The organism is Streptococcus oralis subsp. tigurinus (genome assembly GCF_002093575.1).
GTDB lineage: Bacteria > Bacillota > Bacilli > Lactobacillales > Streptococcaceae > Streptococcus > Streptococcus oralis_CH.
Genome location: NZ_LNVH01000004.1, coordinates 37100 through 55383 on the forward strand (window position 1 = coordinate 37100; position 18284 = coordinate 55383).

The following is an 18284-nucleotide window of genomic DNA, read 5'->3' on the forward strand; positions in this document are numbered from 1 at the left end:
AACAAAAAAGAGGAAAACAAAAATGAAAAAAGTAACTTATGACAAATCAGGAATCATGAAAGACGCTTGGGAAATGTTTAACCGTAACTACCAAATCTGTGACTTTGAATATGCAGACTTTTCAGGTCGTGAATACTTCGAATATGCTTCATTTGCTGACTGCTTGAAAGAAGCATGGGCACATGAAAAAGAAGTGGTTGAACGTGTTAACCAAAAATATGCTGACGCTGAAACATCTGAAGAAGTCAAAGCTTGGGACTGGGCTTGCAAGAAATTGGGTGTTGCGTTTGAAATGGACGCTTACACAAAATTGACAAACGTTGAAAACATGGAAAAAGAAGCTTGGTCAGGAACTAGCGTGTGGTCACTAGCTATGCGTGCAGTAAAATTGCACATGGAAGTAGCAGCATAAAGAGCAAAAATATGGTAAAAGATAATTTAACAAACCAACATTTCGGTCGTCTGACCGTTCTTGGTGACGTCGGAAAAAGAAATGGACGAGGGAGAGTTCTTTGGCATTGTCTTTGCGAATGTGGACGAGTTACTTTTGTTCAAGGAGACCACTTAAAAAACGGGAGAATTAGATCTTGTGGTTGCTTGAATGATGAGAAAAGGCATGAGCGCTTCAAGGATTTGACGAATACAGAAACAGATAATTTCAAGGTTATCGATAGAGCGTACTCGAAAAATCAACGTGTTTACTGGAATTGTATTTGTAAGCATTGCGGAAATCACATCGAATTGCAAAGTAACCAGATTGAGCGATACTCTAGTTGTGGTTGCAAGCACAATCGCAGTTCAAAAGAGCGAATGGCTGAAATCAGCAATCCTGAATCATTAAAAACCAATAAGCCAACTGCAAAAAGTACGACTGGGGTCCGTGGTGTCTACTACAACAAACGTAAAAAGAGATATGTTGCTTATATCAATGTTGACAAAAAATCAAAATACTTGGGCAGTAGCGTAGACTTGAAAGAAGCAACAGATATCAGACGCAAAGCTGAAATCGAATATGGATATAAACAAAAACAGTGATTTTTTCACTGTTTTTTCTTTTTTCTACGAATAGATAAGTAGGAGGAAGAAAACATGAACATTTTGAAGATTGAACTTGCGAGCATAGAGCAGACAGAATTAGGCTTTGAGCATTGGGTAAATGTGACTTACACTGTCTCAATTTTGAAAAATGAGTACACGGTCAAGTTATTGTTGTTCATGGAATGCGAGATAGAGGACCAAGAGGTCATCGAGTACCTGGTATCGACTTGGAAGTATCGTGATCTCGTGCTGCATTCGGTGAAAATGTATGAGATTGAGAGGGGCAAAAAAGGGGCAAAAATGTCGTAAACGTCTGTAAAACGATGTAAAAACAATTGTTTTAAAGATAAAAATATAGCTGATTTTTAAGGTGTCGGAACTTGATGTAAATATATGTAATAGTATTTTTGAAAGTAGACGGATTCTAATAGAAAAACGAACAGTTATACTAGCTGTTCGTTTTTTTGATATTTGAACTTAGACTCTAGTTTCAGAATCGTTTTGTTTCTTGCTTTTTTCTAGACCTAGACCGACTGCATGTTTTTGAACGAGCAAGAGCTGTCCATTGTCCTGTTTTGCAAAAGTTAAGGTAACGGTCTTGATCTTGTCTCCAATGGAGATATAGGTGATTTTTCTCGTATCGTACCCTCCGATAGTGGAGTCAAATTCGGAGTCTGGTAGTCCGTGTTTTTTGATAATATCCTTGTAGTTGGTACCACCTTTTCCTTTGTTGTCAAGGTCACCTTCGATTAAGGCGTCGAACTGTTCTTGGGTCCAGGTGAAGGTATCGTTTTCTTCCTCCTCAGGGATGGAATAGGCGCTATCATCTGTCAAGTCGCTTTCTTCTTCGCGTTCCATTGAGGCACTCGCCTCGCTGTAGGAACGGTTAAACTCCCTGACAAACTCTTTGTAGACATTAGCGTACAGTACCTGGGTCGTAAAGAAAAGTACAACAGAGGCAACTGCGAGGGATGTTCCGATAATGGCCATTGTTTTCCGTTTTTTGAGGTTGACGATAAGGCCGATAATACCTAAGATCAAAGCGACAATAGCGATGAAAAACGATAGATAGTTAATAAATGGAATCCAGGACCCTAAAAGTGCGATGGCTCCAAAAATGGTTGCTAAAATCCCTAAAACTTTTTGTTCTTCTGGTTTCATTTGAACGTTTTCTCCCTTCATCGAGTGAATGGATTCCTATCCACGGTAGCTAGTGCTTATTATAGAGAAAATATTCTCCAATGTCAATTTAGACTAAAATAGTTCTCTTGGAAACTTTTTTCTTGACATCTTTTCTGAAAATGATAAAATAGTTCTCATAGAAACTTAATTAGTTCCCCAGAGAACTATATTTAATCGTGAGAAAGGAGCAATCATGGACGAGCCAATGTTGATGTTTAAACGCTTTGGGTACCAGGCTCACCTGATGATACAGAAAGAAGCCAAGCGATGTGGCATTGAATTTATGGGTGGACCGCAAGGGCAGGTTCTGCGTTTTTTAGATCATTGTGAACAAAAAGAGGAACTGGTCTTGATTAAGGATATCGAACAGGAACTCAATATTACTAAATCTGTGGCGAGTAATCTAGTCAAGCGCATGGTACAAAATGGTTTGGTCGAGTTAGAGGCGAGCCCGAGCGATAAGCGGGCAAAATTTGTTCGCCTGACGGAGAAATCGCGTTCGCAGATGCAAGAAGTTAAGGAATTTTTTGATCGGATCAATCAGAGTCTGCTATATGGGGTTTCAAAGTCTGACTTGGCAATCTTTGAAAAGGTTCTCGGTCAGTTGCAAGAAAATGTTGAGAAGATAGGAGGAGAGAATGAAGAAACTCGCTAAACGTATTACAGGAAAAGAGTGGGGAATGATCATCCTTACGATTCTGTTCACTTGTTTCTCGGTCTATCTCGAGTTAGAGGTGCCGACTTATATTTCGCAAATTACAGAATTACTGGGAACGTCTGGAACGCAGTTGGGTGAACTCTGGTCACCAGCTGCGAAGATGATTGGTTTGTCTTTATTGGCTTTCTTTTCATCTGTTATGGTTGGTTTCTTTGCCGCTCGCGTTGCAGCATCCTATACAACCCATCTACGTAGAGACGTATTTCATCGTGTTTTAGATTTTTCGCAGACAGAGATCAAGCGTTTTTCAATCCCAAGTCTTTTGACTCGAACGACTAATGATATTACCCAGGTACAGATGCTCTTTACAATGGGCTTGCAAGTGGTTACTCGTGGGCCAATTATGGCTATCTGGGCCATTGGAAAAATCCTTGGAAAATCGGAATACTGGCTCTGGGCGGTCGTTGTGGCTGTTATTGTGAATGTTTTGATGACCACCGTTCTCATGACTCTGGCCTTTCCAAAACAATCGGTCATCCAAAAATTGACAGATAAACTCAATAGCATCACTCGTGAAAGTTTGACTGGGATTCGAGTTGTTCGTGCATACAATGCGGAAGATTACCAAGATGAAAAATTTGAAGCAGCCAATGATGAAGTGACGCGTCTCAATCTCTTTGTCAATCGATTGATGGCGATTATGAACCCGATTATGATGGCGATTTCCAGTGGACTAAGTTTAGCCATTTACTGGATTGGTGCCTATATCATCAACGACGCAAGTTTGACAGAACGTCTGCCGCTCTTTAGTGATATGGTGGTCTTCATGTCCTATGCTATGCAGGTCGTGATGGGCTTCCTTCTCATGGGAGCACTCTTTATCGTCCTTCCTCGTACCTTGGTTTCGGCAGGACGTATCAATCAAGTATTGGATCTGCATTCTTCCATTGAAAATCCTAGTCATGCACAGACAGCGGATCCTTCAGTTCAAGGACAAGTGGAATTCCGTGATGTGACTTTCCGCTACTCTAAAAACTCAGAAGCAGTCGTGGAACATGTCACTTTCAAAGCAGAAGCGGGTCAAACCGTAGCCTTCATCGGATCGACTGGATCAGGTAAGTCTACGCTTGTCAACCTCTTGCCACGTTTTTACGACGTTTCTGATGGACAAATCCTAGTGGATGGTGTCAATGTGCAAGATTATGACTTGGAAGATTTGCGCAATAAGGTCGGCTATATTCCACAAAAAGCTGTACTCTTTTCTGGAGATGTCAAGGGGAACTTGGACTTTGGTAAGAGCAAAGAAACTCCTCTAAGCGAAGCTGCTATGTGGCAAGCCCTTGAATTGGCCCAGTCTAAAGCATTTATCGAGGACAAGGAAGCAGGTCTTGCATCAGAAGTGGCCCAAGGTGGTACCAACTTCTCAGGAGGACAAAGACAACGTTTGGCCATTGCACGCGCCTTGGCTCGTAAACCAGAGATTCTCATCTTTGATGATTCCTTCTCAGCCTTGGACTACAAGACAGATCGTGTCCTACGCCAAGAACTAGCTGAGAAAACAAAATCCATGACCAAGCTCATCGTAGCGCAGCGGATTTCTACCATTATGGATGCTGACCTGATCTTAGTTTTGGATCAAGGTAAAGTCGTGGGACAAGGCACCCACAAGGAACTTCTTGCAACCAACGAAGTCTACCAAGAAATTGCCTACTCACAACTATCGAAGGAGGAATTGGAACATGGAAAATAAAAAAGTTTCGGTCTGGAAACAGTGCAAACCTTATATGGCAGGCCTCCAACTCCCTCTCCTAATAGCAGTTGTGGCTGCGGTCATTTCAAGCATCATCACCGTTTATGGTCCAACTAAGATTAAAGAAATTACCAACTTGATTTCGGATGGCTTGATGACAGGAATTGATTTAGAGGCTGTTTCAAGTATTGCTAGCTTTTTAGTGATTCTCTATGTATTTGGAGCCATCCTTAATTATACACAGGCCTATATCTTTTCAACGAGTATCCAGCATTTTTCAAAACGCTTGCGAACAGCAATCGCTGAAAAAATCAATCGTTTGCCACTTGGCTATTTTGACCGTCATTCACAAGGAGATACCCTTTCGCGCGTGACCAATGATGTGGATACAGCAGCGCAATCTCTCAACCAAAGTCTAGGGACAGTTCTTTCAGCTAGTTTCTTGTTGATTGCTGTCTTGGTGACCATGTTTGGGATGAACTGGATTTTGGCATTGGTAACAGTTGTATCAACCCTTGTTGGTTTTGCGGCAGTTTCTGTAATTATGGCCAAGTCACAGGGTTATTTTAAAGCCCAACAAAATAATTTAGGGGCCGTCAATGGTTATGTAGAAGAAATGTATTCGGGACACAATGTTGTAACGAGCTACAACGCGGTGGACACCTCCAAAGCGAAATTTGCAGGTTTAAACCAAAACTTGCACGACAGCATCTGGAAATCTCAGTTTATCTCTGGTATCATGATGCCAGCCATGTTCTTTGTTGGGAATTTTAGCTATGTTTTGGTCATCATCGTTGGTGCCGCGCTAGCGTTAGAAGGGCATATCACTATCGGGGTTATTGTAGCCTTTATGGTCTATGTTCGGACCTTCTCCCAACCCCTGTCACAGATTGCCCAAGGGATTACGAGCTTACAGCAAGCGAGTGCAGCCATGGGACGTGTCTTTGAATTTCTAAGTGAAGCTGAGATGCAGGATGAATCCCATAAGGAAAGACAATTGAGCAACATGAAAGGGGAAGTAGTCTTTGATCATGTGTCCTTTGGCTATACACCAGAGCGCACCATCATCCATGACTTTTCTGCGACAGCTCATGCAGGTCAGAAGGTTGCTATCGTTGGACCGACTGGGGCTGGTAAGACAACCATTGTCAATCTTTTGATGAAGTTCTATGAGATAGATAAGGGAAGTATCCGTATCGATGGTGTCGATACCAAGGATATGAAGCGCTCAGAAGTACATGATGCCTTTTCAATGGTTTTGCAAGATACTTGGCTCTTTGAAGGAACCATTCGAGATAATCTCATCTACAATCAAACGGACATCAGCGATGAGCGGATGATGGAAGCTAGCAAGGCTGTGGGAATTCACCACTTTATCATGACTTTGCCAGATGGCTACGATACTGTTTTGGATGACACTGTGACCTTGTCTGTTGGACAGAAACAGCTTTTGACTATCGCTCGTGCTTTGTTGAAAGATGCACCGCTCTTGATTTTGGATGAAGCGACATCCTCAGTTGACACACGTACGGAGGAATTGATCCAAAAAGCCATGGACCGTTTGATGGAGGGAAGAACTTCCTTTGTCATTGCCCATCGCTTGTCAACTATTCGTAATGCCGATTTGATTCTTGTCATGAAAGATGGCAATATCATCGAACAAGGAAACCATGAGGAGCTGATGGCGCAAGGTGGCTTCTACGCTGACTTGTACAATAGTCAGTTTACAGAAAACGAAGCAGAAGAATAAATCAAAAGAAGGCTTGACGGCCTTCTTTTTCTACACTATACTAGAAGACAAACGTCTCACCAGTAGACAAAAACAAGGTAATGAATGAGAAATTTAATGAAAAATTATCAAGAATGGTATCAAAATATCAGCTCCAGACTCACCAGCCATCCCACCCTTCTATTTCTGTTACGCAGTTTTAATCGCTTGATGACAGTCGCCATGCCCTTGGTCTATCTGATCTTGCTAGTCACCACTTACCTGCAACTAGGATTGGGTCAGCAAGTTGGGGTTTATGTGCTTATTCCTGCATCAGGTTTTGTGATTTTGTCTCTTTTTCGTAAGAAAATCAACCACCCGCGACCTTATGAAACTTGGGACATCAGTCCTCTGCTTGACAAGGATAGTTCGGGACAGTCGATGCCCAGTCGCCATGTTTTTTCGGCAACCATCATCTCCATGGCCAGTCTGCATGCTAGTCTACCTGTTGGCTTAGCATGCCTGCTCTTTTCAGCTTTGCTGGGCTTGGTGAGGGTTTTAGGTGGTGTGCATTATCCAAAGGACGTCTTGGTTGGCTATATTTGCGGTCTGTTGTGGGGGTTCCTTTTCTTCCTATTCTGACATGTAAGTTAGGCTGGTCCTACAACCACTTACTGCTTCATATTGACCACTTGCTTTTTTACCCTTGTATTCCTAACTTAGCTTTGATATAGTAGAGTCAGAAAGGAGATGTGATGAAGTTACGAATTGAGATTGACGGCAATTTAGAGGAGACTGAAATTGTCATCAAGACCCCCACTTTGACAGATGAAATTGCAGACTTGCAACGGCTCTTGCAAGAGTCAAAGGCTCCGAGGTTGACTTTTTACAAGGGGACAGGTGAATATTATCTAGACCTATCGGAAATCCTCTTCTTTGAGACAGAAGGGAGCAAGATTTACGCTCATACCCAGAAGGAAGCCTATGAAGTTCGCCTCAAACTCTATGAGTTGGAGTCCATCTTGCCTCGCTATTTTAGTCGAGTGTCCAAGTCAACGATCACAAACATCCGTCAGATATACTCGGTGGACAAGTCCTTTTCAGGAACGGGCACCATTTCCTTTTATCAGACGCACAAGGAGGTTCATGTGTCACGACATTACCAATCCCTCCTAAAAGAAAATCTAAGAAACATGAGGTAAAAAACATGAAAAAGAAAGCATTTGGTATTGTTTTATTGGTTTTAGCAGCTTGGATCTTGCTGCAAGGAAATTTTGGCATTCCTTCTTTGGATGGTAAGATATGGCCTTTGCTAGGAATTGTTTTTTTTGCTTATAAGTCCATTGAGTCCATCCTTAGACGACATCTAACTGCGGCAGTTTTTACAGGTTTACTGGCACTCATCATTGCAAATTACGCTTATGACTTGTTGCCGGTGCCTAATCATTCTCTCATCTGGGCTAGCATCTTGGTAGTACTCGGTGTTGGTTATCTGACACATTCAAGTAAGTTCTGGCATGAAAAAAAGTGGTGGTACAATGGAGAAAAAACAGTCATTACGGATAAGGAAGTCGTATTTGGAAGCGGGACTTTCTATAAGCAAGATCAAGATATTGTAGACGACCAAGTGGAAGTCGCGTTTGGGGATGCTAAAATCTACTATGACAATGCAGAGATGTTAGGTGATTTTGCGACTTTAAATATTGAAGTGGCTTTCGGAAATGCAACAGTATATGTCCCACAACACTGGCGTGTCGATTTGAAAGTAGAAACATCCTTTGGTGCAGCTAAGGCAGATGCTCCTGTAGCACCAACCAGCAAAACTTTGATTATTCGTGGGGAAGTTGCTTTTGGTAAACTTGGAGTTGTTTACGTTAAATAAAAAAAAGTCTCCTAATTTCCTTGCCAAAATAGAGAAAGTGTGATAACATAGTACAGTATGTGGTGCTAGCACATCCGCTATATTAGATCTAATAGGAGGAAAACACAATGGCTAAAGTATGTTACTTTACAGGTCGTAAGACTGTATCAGGAAACAACCGTTCACACGCGATGAACCAAACAAAACGTGCCGTAAAACCAAACCTTCAAAAAGTTACTGTTCTTATCGATGGTAAACCTAAAAAAGTTTGGGCTTCAGCTCGTGCTTTGAAATCAGGTAAAGTTGAACGCGTTTAATAAAAATGAAAAGACCGTTTAGGTCTTTTTCTTTTGCTCTAGAGATAAAACCATTTGAAAAATAGAGTAATACTCTTCAAAAATCAAATTCAAACTACGTCAGCTTCGCCTTGCCGTACTCAAGTACTGTCTGTGGCTAGCTTCCTAGTTTGTTTTTTGATTTTCATTGAGTATAAATATCCGCCGATACAGCATTCTGCTTTTACACTTGGGCTGAAATATGATAAAATAGAGTATCAACTAGTTGAGGTAAAAAAAATGACTGTAAAAATTAATACAAAAGATGGTCAAATCGAACTGACAGATGAAGTGATTGCAACCGTAGTAGGCGGTGCCGCAACTGAGATTTTTGGAGTGGTCGGTATGGCTAGTAAAAATGCCCTCAAGGACAATTTTCAAGCCCTCCTTGGTAAGGAAAATTATTCTAAGGGTGTTGTCGTGAAGGCAGCCGAAGATGGTAGCATCGCAGTTGATGTTTATACCGTGTTGAGCTACGGAGTAAAGATAAGCGAAGTGTCAAAAAACATTCAGGAGCGTGTTCGTTTTAGTTTAGAAAATCAACTAGGAATTACTGCTCAGACTGTGAATGTCTACATTCAAAATATCAAAGTTGTAGGAGAATAATCGTGTCAAAAATTACTACCAGTTTATTCCAAGAGATGGTGCAAGCTGCATCAACTCGTTTGAATAAGCAAGCAGAATATGTCAATTCATTGAACGTCTTTCCAGTTCCAGATGGAGATACTGGGACAAACATGGGAATGACCATTGAAAATGGTGCGAAAGAAGTAGCAGACAAGCCTGCTTCTACAGTTGGAGAAGTAGCGAGCATTCTTGCTAAAGGTCTCTTGATGGGTGCGCGTGGGAACTCAGGGGTTATCACATCTCAGCTCTTCCGTGGCTTCTCCCAAGCTATCAAGGAAAAGGATGAATTAACAGGTCAAGACTTGGCTCTTGCCTTCCAATCCGGTGTCGAAGTAGCTTATAAAGCGGTTATGAAACCAGTTGAAGGAACTATTTTGACTGTTTCTCGTGGAGCAGCTATTGGGGCTAAGAAAAAAGCCGAGGAGACAGATGATGCTGTTGAGGTCATGCGTGCAGCCTTGGAAGGTGCAAAAGCAGCTTTGGCTAAGACACCAGAAATGCTTCCAGTCCTTAAGGAAGTTGGTGTGGTAGACTCAGGTGGTCAAGGTCTGGTCTTCATCTACGAAGGATTCCTTTCAGCTCTTACTGGTGAATACAGTGCTTCTGAAGACTTTGTAGCGACTCCTGCCAACATGAGTGAAATGATCAATGCAGAGCACCATAAGTCTGTGGCTGGACATGTTGCAACTGAGGATATTACCTTTGGTTACTGTACGGAGATCATGGTAGCTCTCAAACAAGGTCCAACTTATTCTAAGGACTTTGACTACGATGAATTCCGTAACTACTTGAATGACTTAGGCGACTCTCTGCTTGTTGTCAACGATGATGAGATCGTCAAAGTTCACGTCCATACAGAAGATCCAGGTCTTGTCATGCAAGAAGGTCTTAAATATGGTAGCTTGATCAAGGTCAAAGTGGACAACATGCGTAATCAACACGAGGCGCAAGTTGAAAAAGAAGCGACTCAAGGAAACAAGCCTGCTGAAATAAAAGAGTATGCCCTTATCGCAGTAGTAGCTGGTCAAGGTTTAGCAGATATCTTCCGTGCCCAAGGTGTGGATTATGTCATCGAAGGTGGGCAGACGATGAACCCTTCAACAGAAGACTTTATCAAGGCTGTTGAACAGGTCAATGCTCGCAACATCATCTTCTTGCCGAACAACAAAAATATCTTTATGGCAGCTCAGTCTGCGGCTGAAGTGCTTGAGCAACCTGCTGTTGTGGTAGAAGCACGTACAATTCCTCAAGGTTTGACCAGTCTTCTTGCCTTTGACCCAAGCAAATCAATCGAAGAAAACAAAGAACGTATGACTGCAGCCCTTGGTGATGTCATCAGCGGTAGTGTAACAACAGCTGTTCGTAACACGACTATCGATGGTTTGGAAATTCATGAAAATGACAATCTTGGTATGGTAGATGGTAAGATCCTCGTATCAAACCCTGATATGCACCAAACCTTGACTGAAACATTGAAACATATGTTGGATGAAGACAGTGAAATCGTAACCTTCTATATTGGTGAAGATGGAAGTGAAGAATTGGCTAACCAAATCGCCCAAGAAATCACAGAAGAATTCGAAGATGTAGAAGTAGAAATCCACCAAGGACAACAACCTGTATATCCATATCTTTTCAGTGTGGAATAAAAATTTAATCGATTAAAAAGAAAGTTGATTTTGCAGCTTTCTTTTTTTATGACATTTGTCATATTTCCTAGTGACAGAAGCATCTAGCTCCGCTAACTTCAAAAGACTATAATTGAAGTATGAAATGGAGGAAGAAGAAATGAAAAATAAAATGATTGTCGCAGTGAGTTTAGTAGCAGCAGGAGTTATGACCTATCTCATGTTTTCAGGATTGGACGAGGGTTTCTACCATTTTCCTTGGGAGCTCTTTGCTGGCTTTGGAATGATGTCTTGGCTTGTCAGAGAAGGTTTGAAATTATTCAGAGATGTGAAAAAGGAGTTTGAGGAATGAAAAAAACAATCATCTATCTCTTTATCGGCCTGTCACTCTTGGTATGGTTGGTGGAAATGTTTACTGGTTGGTTTGACCAAACCTTGCTTCGCCAATTTATTCGTGGTGCTTGGGGTTTTGGATTTATGATTTTCATTGTTTTCCCTATGGGAATGAAGTGGTTGAAAGGAGAATCTCATGACTGTGATTAAAGTTGAGAAATTGAGTAAGAAAATAAAAGACAAGGAGATCTTGCGGAACATCTCCTTTGAAATCAACGATGGTGAATGTGTCGCCTTGATCGGGCCTAACGGAGCAGGAAAAACAACCTTGATTGATTGCCTCTTGGGCGATAAGTTCATGAGCTCAGGTCAGATAGCCATTCAAGGGTTTGCACCAACAGATCCTCGATTAAAGCAGCTTATTTCTGTCTTGCCTCAAGAAAATGCAGTTGTCCAAAGCTTGAAAGTGAAAGAACTTCTATCATTTTTTAAGTCACTTTATCACGACAGTCTTTCAGACAAAGAAATTGATGACTTGCTTAGATTCTCAGACAAGCAGAAAAATCAGCTAGCGGGCAAGTTGTCTGGTGGGCAAAAACGCTTGTTCTCTTTTGTGTTGGCACTAATCGGTCGTCCGAAAATTCTATTTTTAGACGAGCCAACTGCTGCCATGGATACCTCAACACGTCAGCATTTTTGGGAAATTGTCAATCAGTTAAAGAAAAATGGTGTCACCATTGTCTACTCTTCTCACTATATCGAAGAGGTAGAACATACGGCTGACCGCATTTTGGTGCTCCATAAGGGAGAATTGATTCGCGATACGACGCCTTATGCTATGCGTGGTGAAGAACAAGAAAAACATTTTACGGTACCTCTAACTTATCAGGAAGTTATCAGCACTTTGGGCCAGGTTCAAGAGATTGAAATCAAGCAAAATGCTCTTTCCTTCACAACCAAAGAAGCCAGCCAGGTATGGGAAGCCTTGCAAGAACAGGGTTGCACAATCGAAGAAATTGAAGTTCGCAATCGAACTCTCTTAGATAGTATCTTTGAAACGACTCAAGATTAAAGGAGATTGACGATGAAAAATATGACAAGTCTCATGAAAATGGAAATCATTCTGATGAAACGGCAGGCAGTCTACTACTTGCTATCCATCGGACTCCCAAGCGTGTTTTACCTTATCTTCTCTGGTATGATGTCAGGGTCAGACATTCCAGAAATCGCTCTTCAAGCCTATCTCTTTGCTATGACGGTCTTTAGTATCATGTCAAGCGCCTTTTTCAGTATTCCTAGCACACTCGAGTCTGATAAGACAAACAACTGGCAAAAATTGATTCAACATTCTCCTGTTTCTATGGTAGAATATTATGTATCAAAACTGTTCAGTACTCTACTGACTTTCTTGCTATCAATTATAGTTGTCTTTTCGGTTGGTCATTTTGTCCGTGGAGTGACTCTGCCTTGGCTTGACTGGTTGGTGATTGGAGCTATTTTGCTGGTCGGAAGCGTGGTCTTTATCAGCATGGGTGTCTTGGTGAGCTTGCTTCCCAGTGCTCAACTGATGACGGTGATTGGAAATATTGCCTATATTGCTTTGGCTGTCCTAGGTGGACTCTGGTTCCCTTTGAGTTCCTTCCCAGAATGGCTCCAATCTATTGGAAAACTGACTCCAACCTATCAACTGATGCAGGTTGTCTCTACTTATTTGGAGCACCACGAGTTTAACATTCTTGCTGCCTTGGTTGTACTAGGTTATACAGTTTTCTTTGGTGTATTGGTTATTCAACTGAAAAAACGGATCGAGGTAAAATAAATCTATGTTGGAAAAATTAAAAAACACTCATTATATGTTTCATATTTCGCTAGTGTTTATCATCTTTCCTATAGCGGGTGTCATCGTTGGAGAGTACCCGCTTTTAACCTTGTTATGGACCCTACTATTTGTCCTAGCCTTCTATTCAGTTTTAGTCAGTCAAAATCGAACTGTGCAGTGGCTGGCTTGGTGGATCATGCTTGCCTATATTTTTTACAGTTCCGTCTGGTTAAATGCGGGCTTCGCTTGGTTTATCTTTTATTTATCAAACCTCCTCGTTTACCAACTGGATGGGATTTCTTTTCACTCTTGGCGTTTTGTCAGTTTTATTGTCTTGCAACCCTTGATTTTGACAGGGATTTATATGGTCGATCAAGTTAGCCCCTGGCAACTGCTCTTTTTCTTGGTGACCTTTGTCTTTTCTGATGCCTTTACTTTTGGTCTTTATCGCATTCGGATGACAGAAGAACTAAAAGAAGAAAAGAGAAAACAAAATGCCAAGCTTAATCTTTTCTTGGCTGAAAATGAACGCAGTCGTATCGGTCAGGATCTCCATGATAGTCTAGGTCATACCTTTGCTATGTTGAGTGTGAAGACGGACCTTGCCCTCCAACTTCTTCAGATGCAGGCTTATCCACAGGTGGAAAAGGAATTAAGAGAAATACAGCAAATTAGCAAAGAATCAATGCGCGAAGTTCGAACCATTGTGGAAAATCTTAAGTCTAGAACTTTGACATCAGAACTAGAGACTGTGAAAAAGATGTTAGAAATTGCTGGAATTGAGGTGGAAATAGCTAATCAACTAGATACTGCTAGTTTAACTCAGGAATTGGAGTCAACAGCTTCCATGATTTTGCTTGAGTTAGTGACCAATATCATCAAACACGCCAAAGCGTCTAAAGCCTACTTAAAATTAGAACGGACAGAGAAAGAACTCATTTTAACAGTCAGAGATGATGGCTGTGGCTTTGCTTCTCTAAAGGGGGAGGAACTCCATACAGTCCGAGATCGTGTCCTTCCATTTTCGGGAGAGGTAAAGGTGATCAGTCAGAAACATCCGACTGAAGTGCAGGTTCGGCTACCTTATAAGGAGAGAAACTAAGATGAAACTACTTGTTGCAGAAGACCAAAGTATGTTGCGAGATGCCATGTGCCAGTTGCTTACCTTTCAACCAGATGTAGATGTCCTACAAGCCAAGGATGGCCAAGAAGCAATCCAACTTTTAGAAAAAGAGTCTGTGGATATCGCCATCCTTGACGTAGAAATGCCTGTTAAGACAGGCCTCGAAGTCTTGGAGTGGATACGAGCAGAAAAGCTAGAAACAAAGGTGGTTGTGGTGACAACCTTCAAGCGCCCTGGCTATTTTGAACGCGCGATTAAGGCTGGAGTGGATGCCTATGTCTTGAAAGAAAGAAGCATTGCAGACCTCATGCAAACCTTGCACACTGTTCTCGAAGGACGCAAGGAATATTCGCCTGAATTGATGGAAGTGGTGATGACGCACCCCAATCCGTTAACAGAACAAGAGATTGCTGTCTTAAAGGGAATCGCTCAGGGCTTATCCAACCAAGAAATTGCAGACCAGCTTTATCTATCAAATGGAACCGTCCGAAACTATGTCACCAATATTCTTTCGAAACTAGATGCTGGTAATCGAACAGAGGCAGCCAACATTGCAAAAGAATCTGGTTGGCTTTGATAAGAAGGGTTAAAAAATTCCGAAACGATAACTTGAATCAAAGGAAATCCATACTAGAAAGGAGGAGGTAAATCGCCTCCTTTTCTGGTTTAGAAAAGCGGTGAAAGCTAGTGTCAAAGAGTTAAAAGATCAGAATAAAAATGAAAAATATCTTGACAATGAAGGAAAAATTGTGTTACAATAATAGACGGTACTTTTTACTTTTGGTCTCTCAAAAGTGTACAGGGACGTGCTGACAAATGTTGCAAAAGTACACACAGATGGTAGCTGTCACCAAGTGTATCATCACCAAAAATAAAAAAACACAGGAGAATGTAGATGCCTACAATTAACCAATTGGCTCGCAAACCGCGTAAATCAAAAGTAGAAAAATCTAAATCACCAGCTTTGAACGTTGGTTACAACAGTCATAAAAAAGTTCAAACAAACGTTTCTTCACCACAAAAACGTGGTGTTGCAACTCGTGTTGGAACAATGACACCTAGAAAACCTAACTCAGCCCTTCGTAAATTCGCTCGTGTACGTTTGAGCAACCTTATCGAAGTTACTGCCTACATCCCAGGTATCGGACACAACTTGCAAGAGCACAGCGTGGTGCTTCTTCGTGGTGGACGTGTAAAAGACCTTCCAGGGGTACGTTACCATATCGTCCGTGGTGCACTTGATACTGCAGGTGTTAACGATCGTAAACAAGGCCGTTCTAAATACGGTACTAAACGTCCAAAAGCATAAGGAAAGGGGATAAAGAGAAATGAGTCGTAAAAATAGAGCTCCAAAACGTGACGTATTGCCAGATCCGCTTTACAATTCACAACTAGTTACTCGTCTTATCAACCGCGTTATGCTTGATGGTAAACGTGGTACAGCTGCTTCAATCGTTTACGGTGCTTTTGAGCAAATCAAAGAAGCTACTGGAAACGATGCACTTGAAGTATTTGAAACAGCTATGGAAAACATCATGCCTGTACTTGAAGTACGTGCACGTCGTGTTGGTGGTTCTAACTACCAAGTCCCAGTTGAAGTACGTCCAGAACGTCGTACAACACTTGGACTTCGTTGGTTGGTAACAATCGCTCGTCTTCGTGGTGAACACACAATGCAAGACCGTCTTGCAAAAGAAATCTTGGATGCTGCGAACAACACTGGTGCAGCAGTTAAGAAACGTGAAGACACTCACCGTATGGCTGAAGCTAACCGTGCCTTCGCACACTTCCGTTGGTAATAAAATGATACTAAGAGCGGCAAAGGCCCAAGGCAAAAATGGGAAACTGATGCAGTGTTCCGTGAACACAAAGCAGTTTATCTTTTTTGCACCGGGCCTCGCTCGGGTTCAAATCAGTTAACTTGAGCTTTTAGCCCGAGTTCAATTGAGTTCAAATCAGTTAACTTGAGCTTTTAGCCCGAGTTCAATTCAACTTGTAAATCTATAAGTTGAAACCAACAATAGCATGAAAACATTGAGAACGGGTAGGTCCTGCCTATCCGTTTTTATTAAAATCATGTTATAATAGAATAGAAATCAAAAATAAATAGGAGAAACAAACCTCATGGCACGCGAATTTTCACTTGAAAAAACTCGTAATATCGGTATCATGGCTCACGTCGATGCTGGTAAAACAACAACTACTGAGCGTATCCTTTACTACACTGGTAAAATCCACAAAATCGGTGAAACTCACGAAGGTGCGTCACAAATGGACTGGATGGAGCAAGAGCAAGAGCGTGGTATCACTATCACATCTGCTGCGACAACAGCTCAATGGAACAACCACCGCGTAAACATCATCGACACACCAGGACACGTGGACTTCACTATCGAAGTACAACGTTCTCTTCGTGTATTGGACGGTGCGGTTACTGTTCTTGACTCACAATCAGGTGTTGAGCCTCAAACTGAAACAGTTTGGCGTCAAGCAACTGAGTACGGAGTTCCACGTATCGTATTTGCTAACAAAATGGACAAAATCGGTGCTGACTTCCTTTACTCAGTAAGCACACTTCACGACCGTCTTCAAGCAAACGCACACCCAATCCAATTGCCAATCGGTGCTGAAGATGACTTCCGCGGTATCATCGACTTGATCAAGATGAAAGCTGAAATCTATACTAACGACCTTGGTACAGATATCCTTGAAGAAGATATTCCAGCTGAATACCTTGACCAAGCTCAAGAATACCGTGAAAAATTGGTTGAAGCAGTCGCTGAAACTGATGAAGACTTGATGATGAAATACCTTGAAGGTGAAGAAATCACTAACGAAGAATTGAAAGCTGCTATCCGTAAAGCGACTATCAATGTTGAATTCTTCCCAGTATTGTGTGGTTCTGCCTTCAAGAACAAAGGTGTTCAATTGATGCTTGATGCGGTTATCGACTACCTTCCAAGCCCACTTGACATCCCAGCGATCAAAGGTATCAACCCAGATACAGATGAAGAAGAAACTCGTCCAGCATCTGACGAAGAGCCATTCGCAGCTCTTGCCTTCAAGATCATGACGGACCCATTCGTAGGTCGTTTGACATTCTTCCGTGTATACTCAGGTGTTCTTCAATCAGGTTCTTACGTATTGAACACTTCTAAAGGTAAACGTGAACGTATCGGACGTATCCTTCAAATGCACGCTAACAGTCGTCAAGAAATTGACACTGTTTACTCAGGTGATATCGCTGCTGCCGTTGGTTTGAAAGATACAACAACTGGTGACTCATTGACAGATGAAAAAGCTAAAATCATCCTTGAGTCAATCAACGTTCCAGAACCAGTTATCCAATTGATGGTTGAGCCAAAATCTAAAGCTGACCAAGACAAGATGGGTATTGCCCTTCAAAAATTGGCTGAAGAAGATCCAACATTCCGCGTTGAAACAAACGTTGAGACTGGTGAAACAGTTATCTCAGGTATGGGTGAGCTTCACCTTGACGTCCTTGTTGATCGTATGCGTCGTGAGTTTAAAGTTGAAGCGAACGTAGGTGCTCCTCAAGTATCTTACCGTGAAACATTCCGCGCTTCTACTCAAGCACGTGGATTCTTCAAACGTCAGTCTGGTGGTAAAGGTCAATTCGGTGATGTATGGATTGAGTTTACTCCAAACGAAGAAGGTAAAGGATTCGAATTCGAAAACGCAATCGTCGGTGGTGTGGTTCCTCGTGAATTTATCCCAGCGGTTGAAAAAGGTTTGGTAGAATCTATGGCTAACGGTGTTCTTGCAGGTTACCCAATGGTTGACGTTAAAGCTAAACTTTACGATGGTTCATACCACGATGTCGACTCATCTGAAACTGCCTTCAAGATCGCGGCTTCACTTGCCCTTAAAGAAGCTGCTAAGTCAGCACAACCAGCTATCCTTGAGCCAATGATGCTTGTAACCATCACTGTTCCAGAAGAAAACCTTGGTGATGTTATGGGTCACGTAACTGCTCGTCGTGGACGTGTAGATGGTATGGAAGCACACGGTAACAGCCAAATCGTTCGTGCTTACGTTCCGCTTGCTGAAATGTTCGGTTATGCAACAGTTCTTCGTTCTGCATCTCAAGGACGTGGTACCTTCATGATGGTATTTGACCACTACGAAGATGTACCTAAGTCAGTACAAGAAGAAATCATTAAGAAAAACAAAGGTGAAGACTAATCAGTCCTCACTCTAG

22 protein-coding genes are annotated in these 18284 nt (G+C 41.9%); 21 read left to right on the forward strand and 1 reads right to left on the reverse strand.

Translation table 11 applies throughout. The features are described 5' to 3' along the window. Positions 1–22 precede the first annotated feature (22 nt). Genes acrIIA3 through ATE37_RS05265 form a run of 3 tightly spaced genes read left to right on the forward strand, consistent with a single transcriptional unit; the run spans position 23 to position 1347 of the window. Positions 23–412, forward strand: coding sequence for an anti-CRISPR protein AcrIIA3 (acrIIA3, locus tag ATE37_RS05255; RefSeq protein ID WP_084868235.1), 390 nt, complete (start codon positions 23–25; stop codon positions 410–412). Between the two features lie 11 nt (positions 413–423). Continuing rightward, positions 424–1035: an AP2 domain-containing protein gene (locus tag ATE37_RS05260; protein WP_084868237.1), complete on the forward strand. Its 612-nt coding sequence runs from the start codon at positions 424–426 to the stop codon at positions 1033–1035. 54 nt (positions 1036–1089) lie between these two features. Continuing rightward, a complete protein-coding gene (locus ATE37_RS05265) occupies positions 1090–1347 on the forward strand; it encodes a DUF7720 family protein (RefSeq protein WP_084868239.1) in 258 nt (85 codons plus the stop codon). Between the two features lie 168 nt (positions 1348–1515). On the opposite strand, the gene ATE37_RS05270 is transcribed toward ATE37_RS05265, so the two are convergent. Then, positions 1516–2220 (reverse strand): CD20-like domain-containing protein, encoded by a 705-nt coding sequence (locus tag ATE37_RS05270; RefSeq protein WP_084868240.1) that lies wholly within the window; start codon positions 2218–2220, stop codon positions 1516–1518. A 193-nt stretch (positions 2221–2413) separates the two neighbouring features. Between ATE37_RS05270 and ATE37_RS05275 the strand changes: the two genes are divergently transcribed. The 18 genes from ATE37_RS05275 to fusA all read left to right on the forward strand — a co-directional run bounded on the left by ATE37_RS05275 (position 2414) and on the right by fusA (position 18268). Beyond that, positions 2414–2875, forward strand: a complete 462-nt coding sequence (locus tag ATE37_RS05275) for a MarR family winged helix-turn-helix transcriptional regulator (RefSeq protein WP_084868242.1) — start codon at positions 2414–2416, stop codon at positions 2873–2875. Continuing rightward, on the forward strand, positions 2859–4628 hold the full coding sequence (locus ATE37_RS05280; protein WP_084868244.1) for an ABC transporter ATP-binding protein: 1770 nt from the start codon (positions 2859–2861) through the stop codon (positions 4626–4628). Before ATE37_RS05275 ends, ATE37_RS05280 begins: the two co-directional genes overlap by 17 nt. Further along, on the forward strand, positions 4618–6378 hold the full coding sequence (locus ATE37_RS05285) for an ABC transporter ATP-binding protein (RefSeq protein WP_084868245.1): 1761 nt from the start codon (positions 4618–4620) through the stop codon (positions 6376–6378). Before ATE37_RS05280 ends, ATE37_RS05285 begins: the two co-directional genes overlap by 11 nt. Positions 6379–6474: 96 nt before the next feature. Continuing rightward, complete coding sequence (locus tag ATE37_RS05290) at positions 6475–6978, forward strand: phosphatase PAP2 family protein (RefSeq protein ID WP_084868247.1); 504 nt, start codon at positions 6475–6477, stop codon at positions 6976–6978. A 113-nt stretch (positions 6979–7091) separates the two neighbouring features. Continuing rightward, positions 7092–7538, forward strand: a complete 447-nt coding sequence (locus tag ATE37_RS05295) for a LytTR family DNA-binding domain-containing protein (RefSeq protein ID WP_084868249.1) — start codon at positions 7092–7094, stop codon at positions 7536–7538. 5 nt (positions 7539–7543) lie between these two features. Beyond that, positions 7544–8218, forward strand: a complete 675-nt coding sequence (locus ATE37_RS05300; RefSeq protein ID WP_084868251.1) for a LiaF transmembrane domain-containing protein — start codon at positions 7544–7546, stop codon at positions 8216–8218. 107 nt (positions 8219–8325) lie between these two features. Continuing rightward, positions 8326–8514, forward strand: a complete 189-nt coding sequence (rpmB, locus tag ATE37_RS05305) for a 50S ribosomal protein L28 (protein WP_001140948.1) — start codon at positions 8326–8328, stop codon at positions 8512–8514. Between the two features lie 258 nt (positions 8515–8772). Further along, a complete protein-coding gene (locus ATE37_RS05310) occupies positions 8773–9138 on the forward strand; it encodes an Asp23/Gls24 family envelope stress response protein (protein ID WP_000216438.1) in 366 nt (121 codons plus the stop codon). A gap of 2 nt (positions 9139–9140) precedes the next feature. Further along, complete coding sequence (locus tag ATE37_RS05315; RefSeq protein WP_084868252.1) at positions 9141–10808, forward strand: DAK2 domain-containing protein; 1668 nt, start codon at positions 9141–9143, stop codon at positions 10806–10808. Between the two features lie 124 nt (positions 10809–10932). Further along, complete coding sequence (locus tag ATE37_RS05320) at positions 10933–11139, forward strand: hypothetical protein (RefSeq protein ID WP_000390700.1); 207 nt, start codon at positions 10933–10935, stop codon at positions 11137–11139. Then, positions 11136–11330: a hypothetical protein gene (locus ATE37_RS05325; RefSeq protein WP_084868254.1), complete on the forward strand. Its 195-nt coding sequence runs from the start codon at positions 11136–11138 to the stop codon at positions 11328–11330. The genes ATE37_RS05320 and ATE37_RS05325 overlap by 4 nt, the downstream gene beginning before the upstream one ends. Then, positions 11317–12192 carry an ABC transporter ATP-binding protein gene (locus tag ATE37_RS05330; RefSeq protein WP_084868255.1) on the forward strand — a complete coding sequence of 292 codons (876 nt, stop codon included), beginning with the start codon at positions 11317–11319 and terminating at the stop codon, positions 12190–12192. The genes ATE37_RS05325 and ATE37_RS05330 overlap by 14 nt, the downstream gene beginning before the upstream one ends. A 12-nt stretch (positions 12193–12204) precedes the next feature. Further along, the gene (locus ATE37_RS05335) at positions 12205–12939 is read left to right on the forward strand and encodes an ABC transporter permease (protein WP_000794217.1); all 735 of its coding nucleotides are present in this window, start codon (positions 12205–12207) and stop codon (positions 12937–12939) included. Between the two features lie 4 nt (positions 12940–12943). Beyond that, on the forward strand, positions 12944–14041 hold the full coding sequence (locus tag ATE37_RS05340; protein ID WP_084868257.1) for a sensor histidine kinase: 1098 nt from the start codon (positions 12944–12946) through the stop codon (positions 14039–14041). Between the two features lies 1 nt (position 14042). Further along, positions 14043–14639 carry a response regulator transcription factor gene (locus ATE37_RS05345; RefSeq protein ID WP_084868258.1) on the forward strand — a complete coding sequence of 199 codons (597 nt, stop codon included), beginning with the start codon at positions 14043–14045 and terminating at the stop codon, positions 14637–14639. Between the two features lie 318 nt (positions 14640–14957). Next, the gene (rpsL, locus tag ATE37_RS05355) at positions 14958–15371 is read left to right on the forward strand and encodes a 30S ribosomal protein S12 (RefSeq protein WP_083977877.1); all 414 of its coding nucleotides are present in this window, start codon (positions 14958–14960) and stop codon (positions 15369–15371) included. A gap of 19 nt (positions 15372–15390) precedes the next feature. After that, positions 15391–15861, forward strand: a complete 471-nt coding sequence (gene rpsG, locus ATE37_RS05360; RefSeq protein WP_000087873.1) for a 30S ribosomal protein S7 — start codon at positions 15391–15393, stop codon at positions 15859–15861. A 325-nt stretch (positions 15862–16186) separates the two neighbouring features. After that, positions 16187–18268: an elongation factor G gene (fusA, locus tag ATE37_RS05365; protein WP_000090339.1), complete on the forward strand. Its 2082-nt coding sequence runs from the start codon at positions 16187–16189 to the stop codon at positions 18266–18268. The last annotated feature ends 16 nt before the right edge of the window (positions 18269–18284 follow it).

What these genes read in the sequence shown, in the direction of transcription:
- ATE37_RS05290 (WP_084868247.1), top strand. Translation starts at nt 6,475, where the DNA reads ATGAAAAATTATCAAGAATGGTATCAAAATATCAGCTCCAGACTCACC.
- ATE37_RS05285 (WP_084868245.1), top strand. Translation starts at nt 4,618, where the DNA reads ATGGAAAATAAAAAAGTTTCGGTCTGGAAACAGTGCAAACCTTATATG.
- ATE37_RS05325 (WP_084868254.1), top strand. Translation starts at nt 11,136, where the DNA reads ATGAAAAAAACAATCATCTATCTCTTTATCGGCCTGTCACTCTTGGTA.
- fusA (WP_000090339.1), top strand. Translation starts at nt 16,187, where the DNA reads ATGGCACGCGAATTTTCACTTGAAAAAACTCGTAATATCGGTATCATG.
- rpmB (WP_001140948.1), top strand. Translation starts at nt 8,326, where the DNA reads ATGGCTAAAGTATGTTACTTTACAGGTCGTAAGACTGTATCAGGAAAC.
- ATE37_RS05330 (WP_084868255.1), top strand. Translation starts at nt 11,317, where the DNA reads ATGACTGTGATTAAAGTTGAGAAATTGAGTAAGAAAATAAAAGACAAG.
- rpsL (WP_083977877.1), top strand. Translation starts at nt 14,958, where the DNA reads ATGCCTACAATTAACCAATTGGCTCGCAAACCGCGTAAATCAAAAGTA.
- rpsG (WP_000087873.1), top strand. Translation starts at nt 15,391, where the DNA reads ATGAGTCGTAAAAATAGAGCTCCAAAACGTGACGTATTGCCAGATCCG.
- ATE37_RS05340 (WP_084868257.1), top strand. Translation starts at nt 12,944, where the DNA reads ATGTTGGAAAAATTAAAAAACACTCATTATATGTTTCATATTTCGCTA.
- ATE37_RS05280 (WP_084868244.1), top strand. Translation starts at nt 2,859, where the DNA reads ATGAAGAAACTCGCTAAACGTATTACAGGAAAAGAGTGGGGAATGATC.
- ATE37_RS05270 (WP_084868240.1), bottom strand. Translation starts at nt 2,220, where the DNA reads ATGAAGGGAGAAAACGTTCAAATGAAACCAGAAGAACAAAAAGTTTTA.
- ATE37_RS05345 (WP_084868258.1), top strand. Translation starts at nt 14,043, where the DNA reads ATGAAACTACTTGTTGCAGAAGACCAAAGTATGTTGCGAGATGCCATG.
- acrIIA3 (WP_084868235.1), top strand. Translation starts at nt 23, where the DNA reads ATGAAAAAAGTAACTTATGACAAATCAGGAATCATGAAAGACGCTTGG.
- ATE37_RS05300 (WP_084868251.1), top strand. Translation starts at nt 7,544, where the DNA reads ATGAAAAAGAAAGCATTTGGTATTGTTTTATTGGTTTTAGCAGCTTGG.
- ATE37_RS05275 (WP_084868242.1), top strand. Translation starts at nt 2,414, where the DNA reads ATGGACGAGCCAATGTTGATGTTTAAACGCTTTGGGTACCAGGCTCAC.
- ATE37_RS05260 (WP_084868237.1), top strand. Translation starts at nt 424, where the DNA reads ATGGTAAAAGATAATTTAACAAACCAACATTTCGGTCGTCTGACCGTT.
- ATE37_RS05335 (WP_000794217.1), top strand. Translation starts at nt 12,205, where the DNA reads ATGAAAAATATGACAAGTCTCATGAAAATGGAAATCATTCTGATGAAA.
- ATE37_RS05310 (WP_000216438.1), top strand. Translation starts at nt 8,773, where the DNA reads ATGACTGTAAAAATTAATACAAAAGATGGTCAAATCGAACTGACAGAT.
- ATE37_RS05265 (WP_084868239.1), top strand. Translation starts at nt 1,090, where the DNA reads ATGAACATTTTGAAGATTGAACTTGCGAGCATAGAGCAGACAGAATTA.
- ATE37_RS05295 (WP_084868249.1), top strand. Translation starts at nt 7,092, where the DNA reads ATGAAGTTACGAATTGAGATTGACGGCAATTTAGAGGAGACTGAAATT.
- ATE37_RS05320 (WP_000390700.1), top strand. Translation starts at nt 10,933, where the DNA reads ATGGAGGAAGAAGAAATGAAAAATAAAATGATTGTCGCAGTGAGTTTA.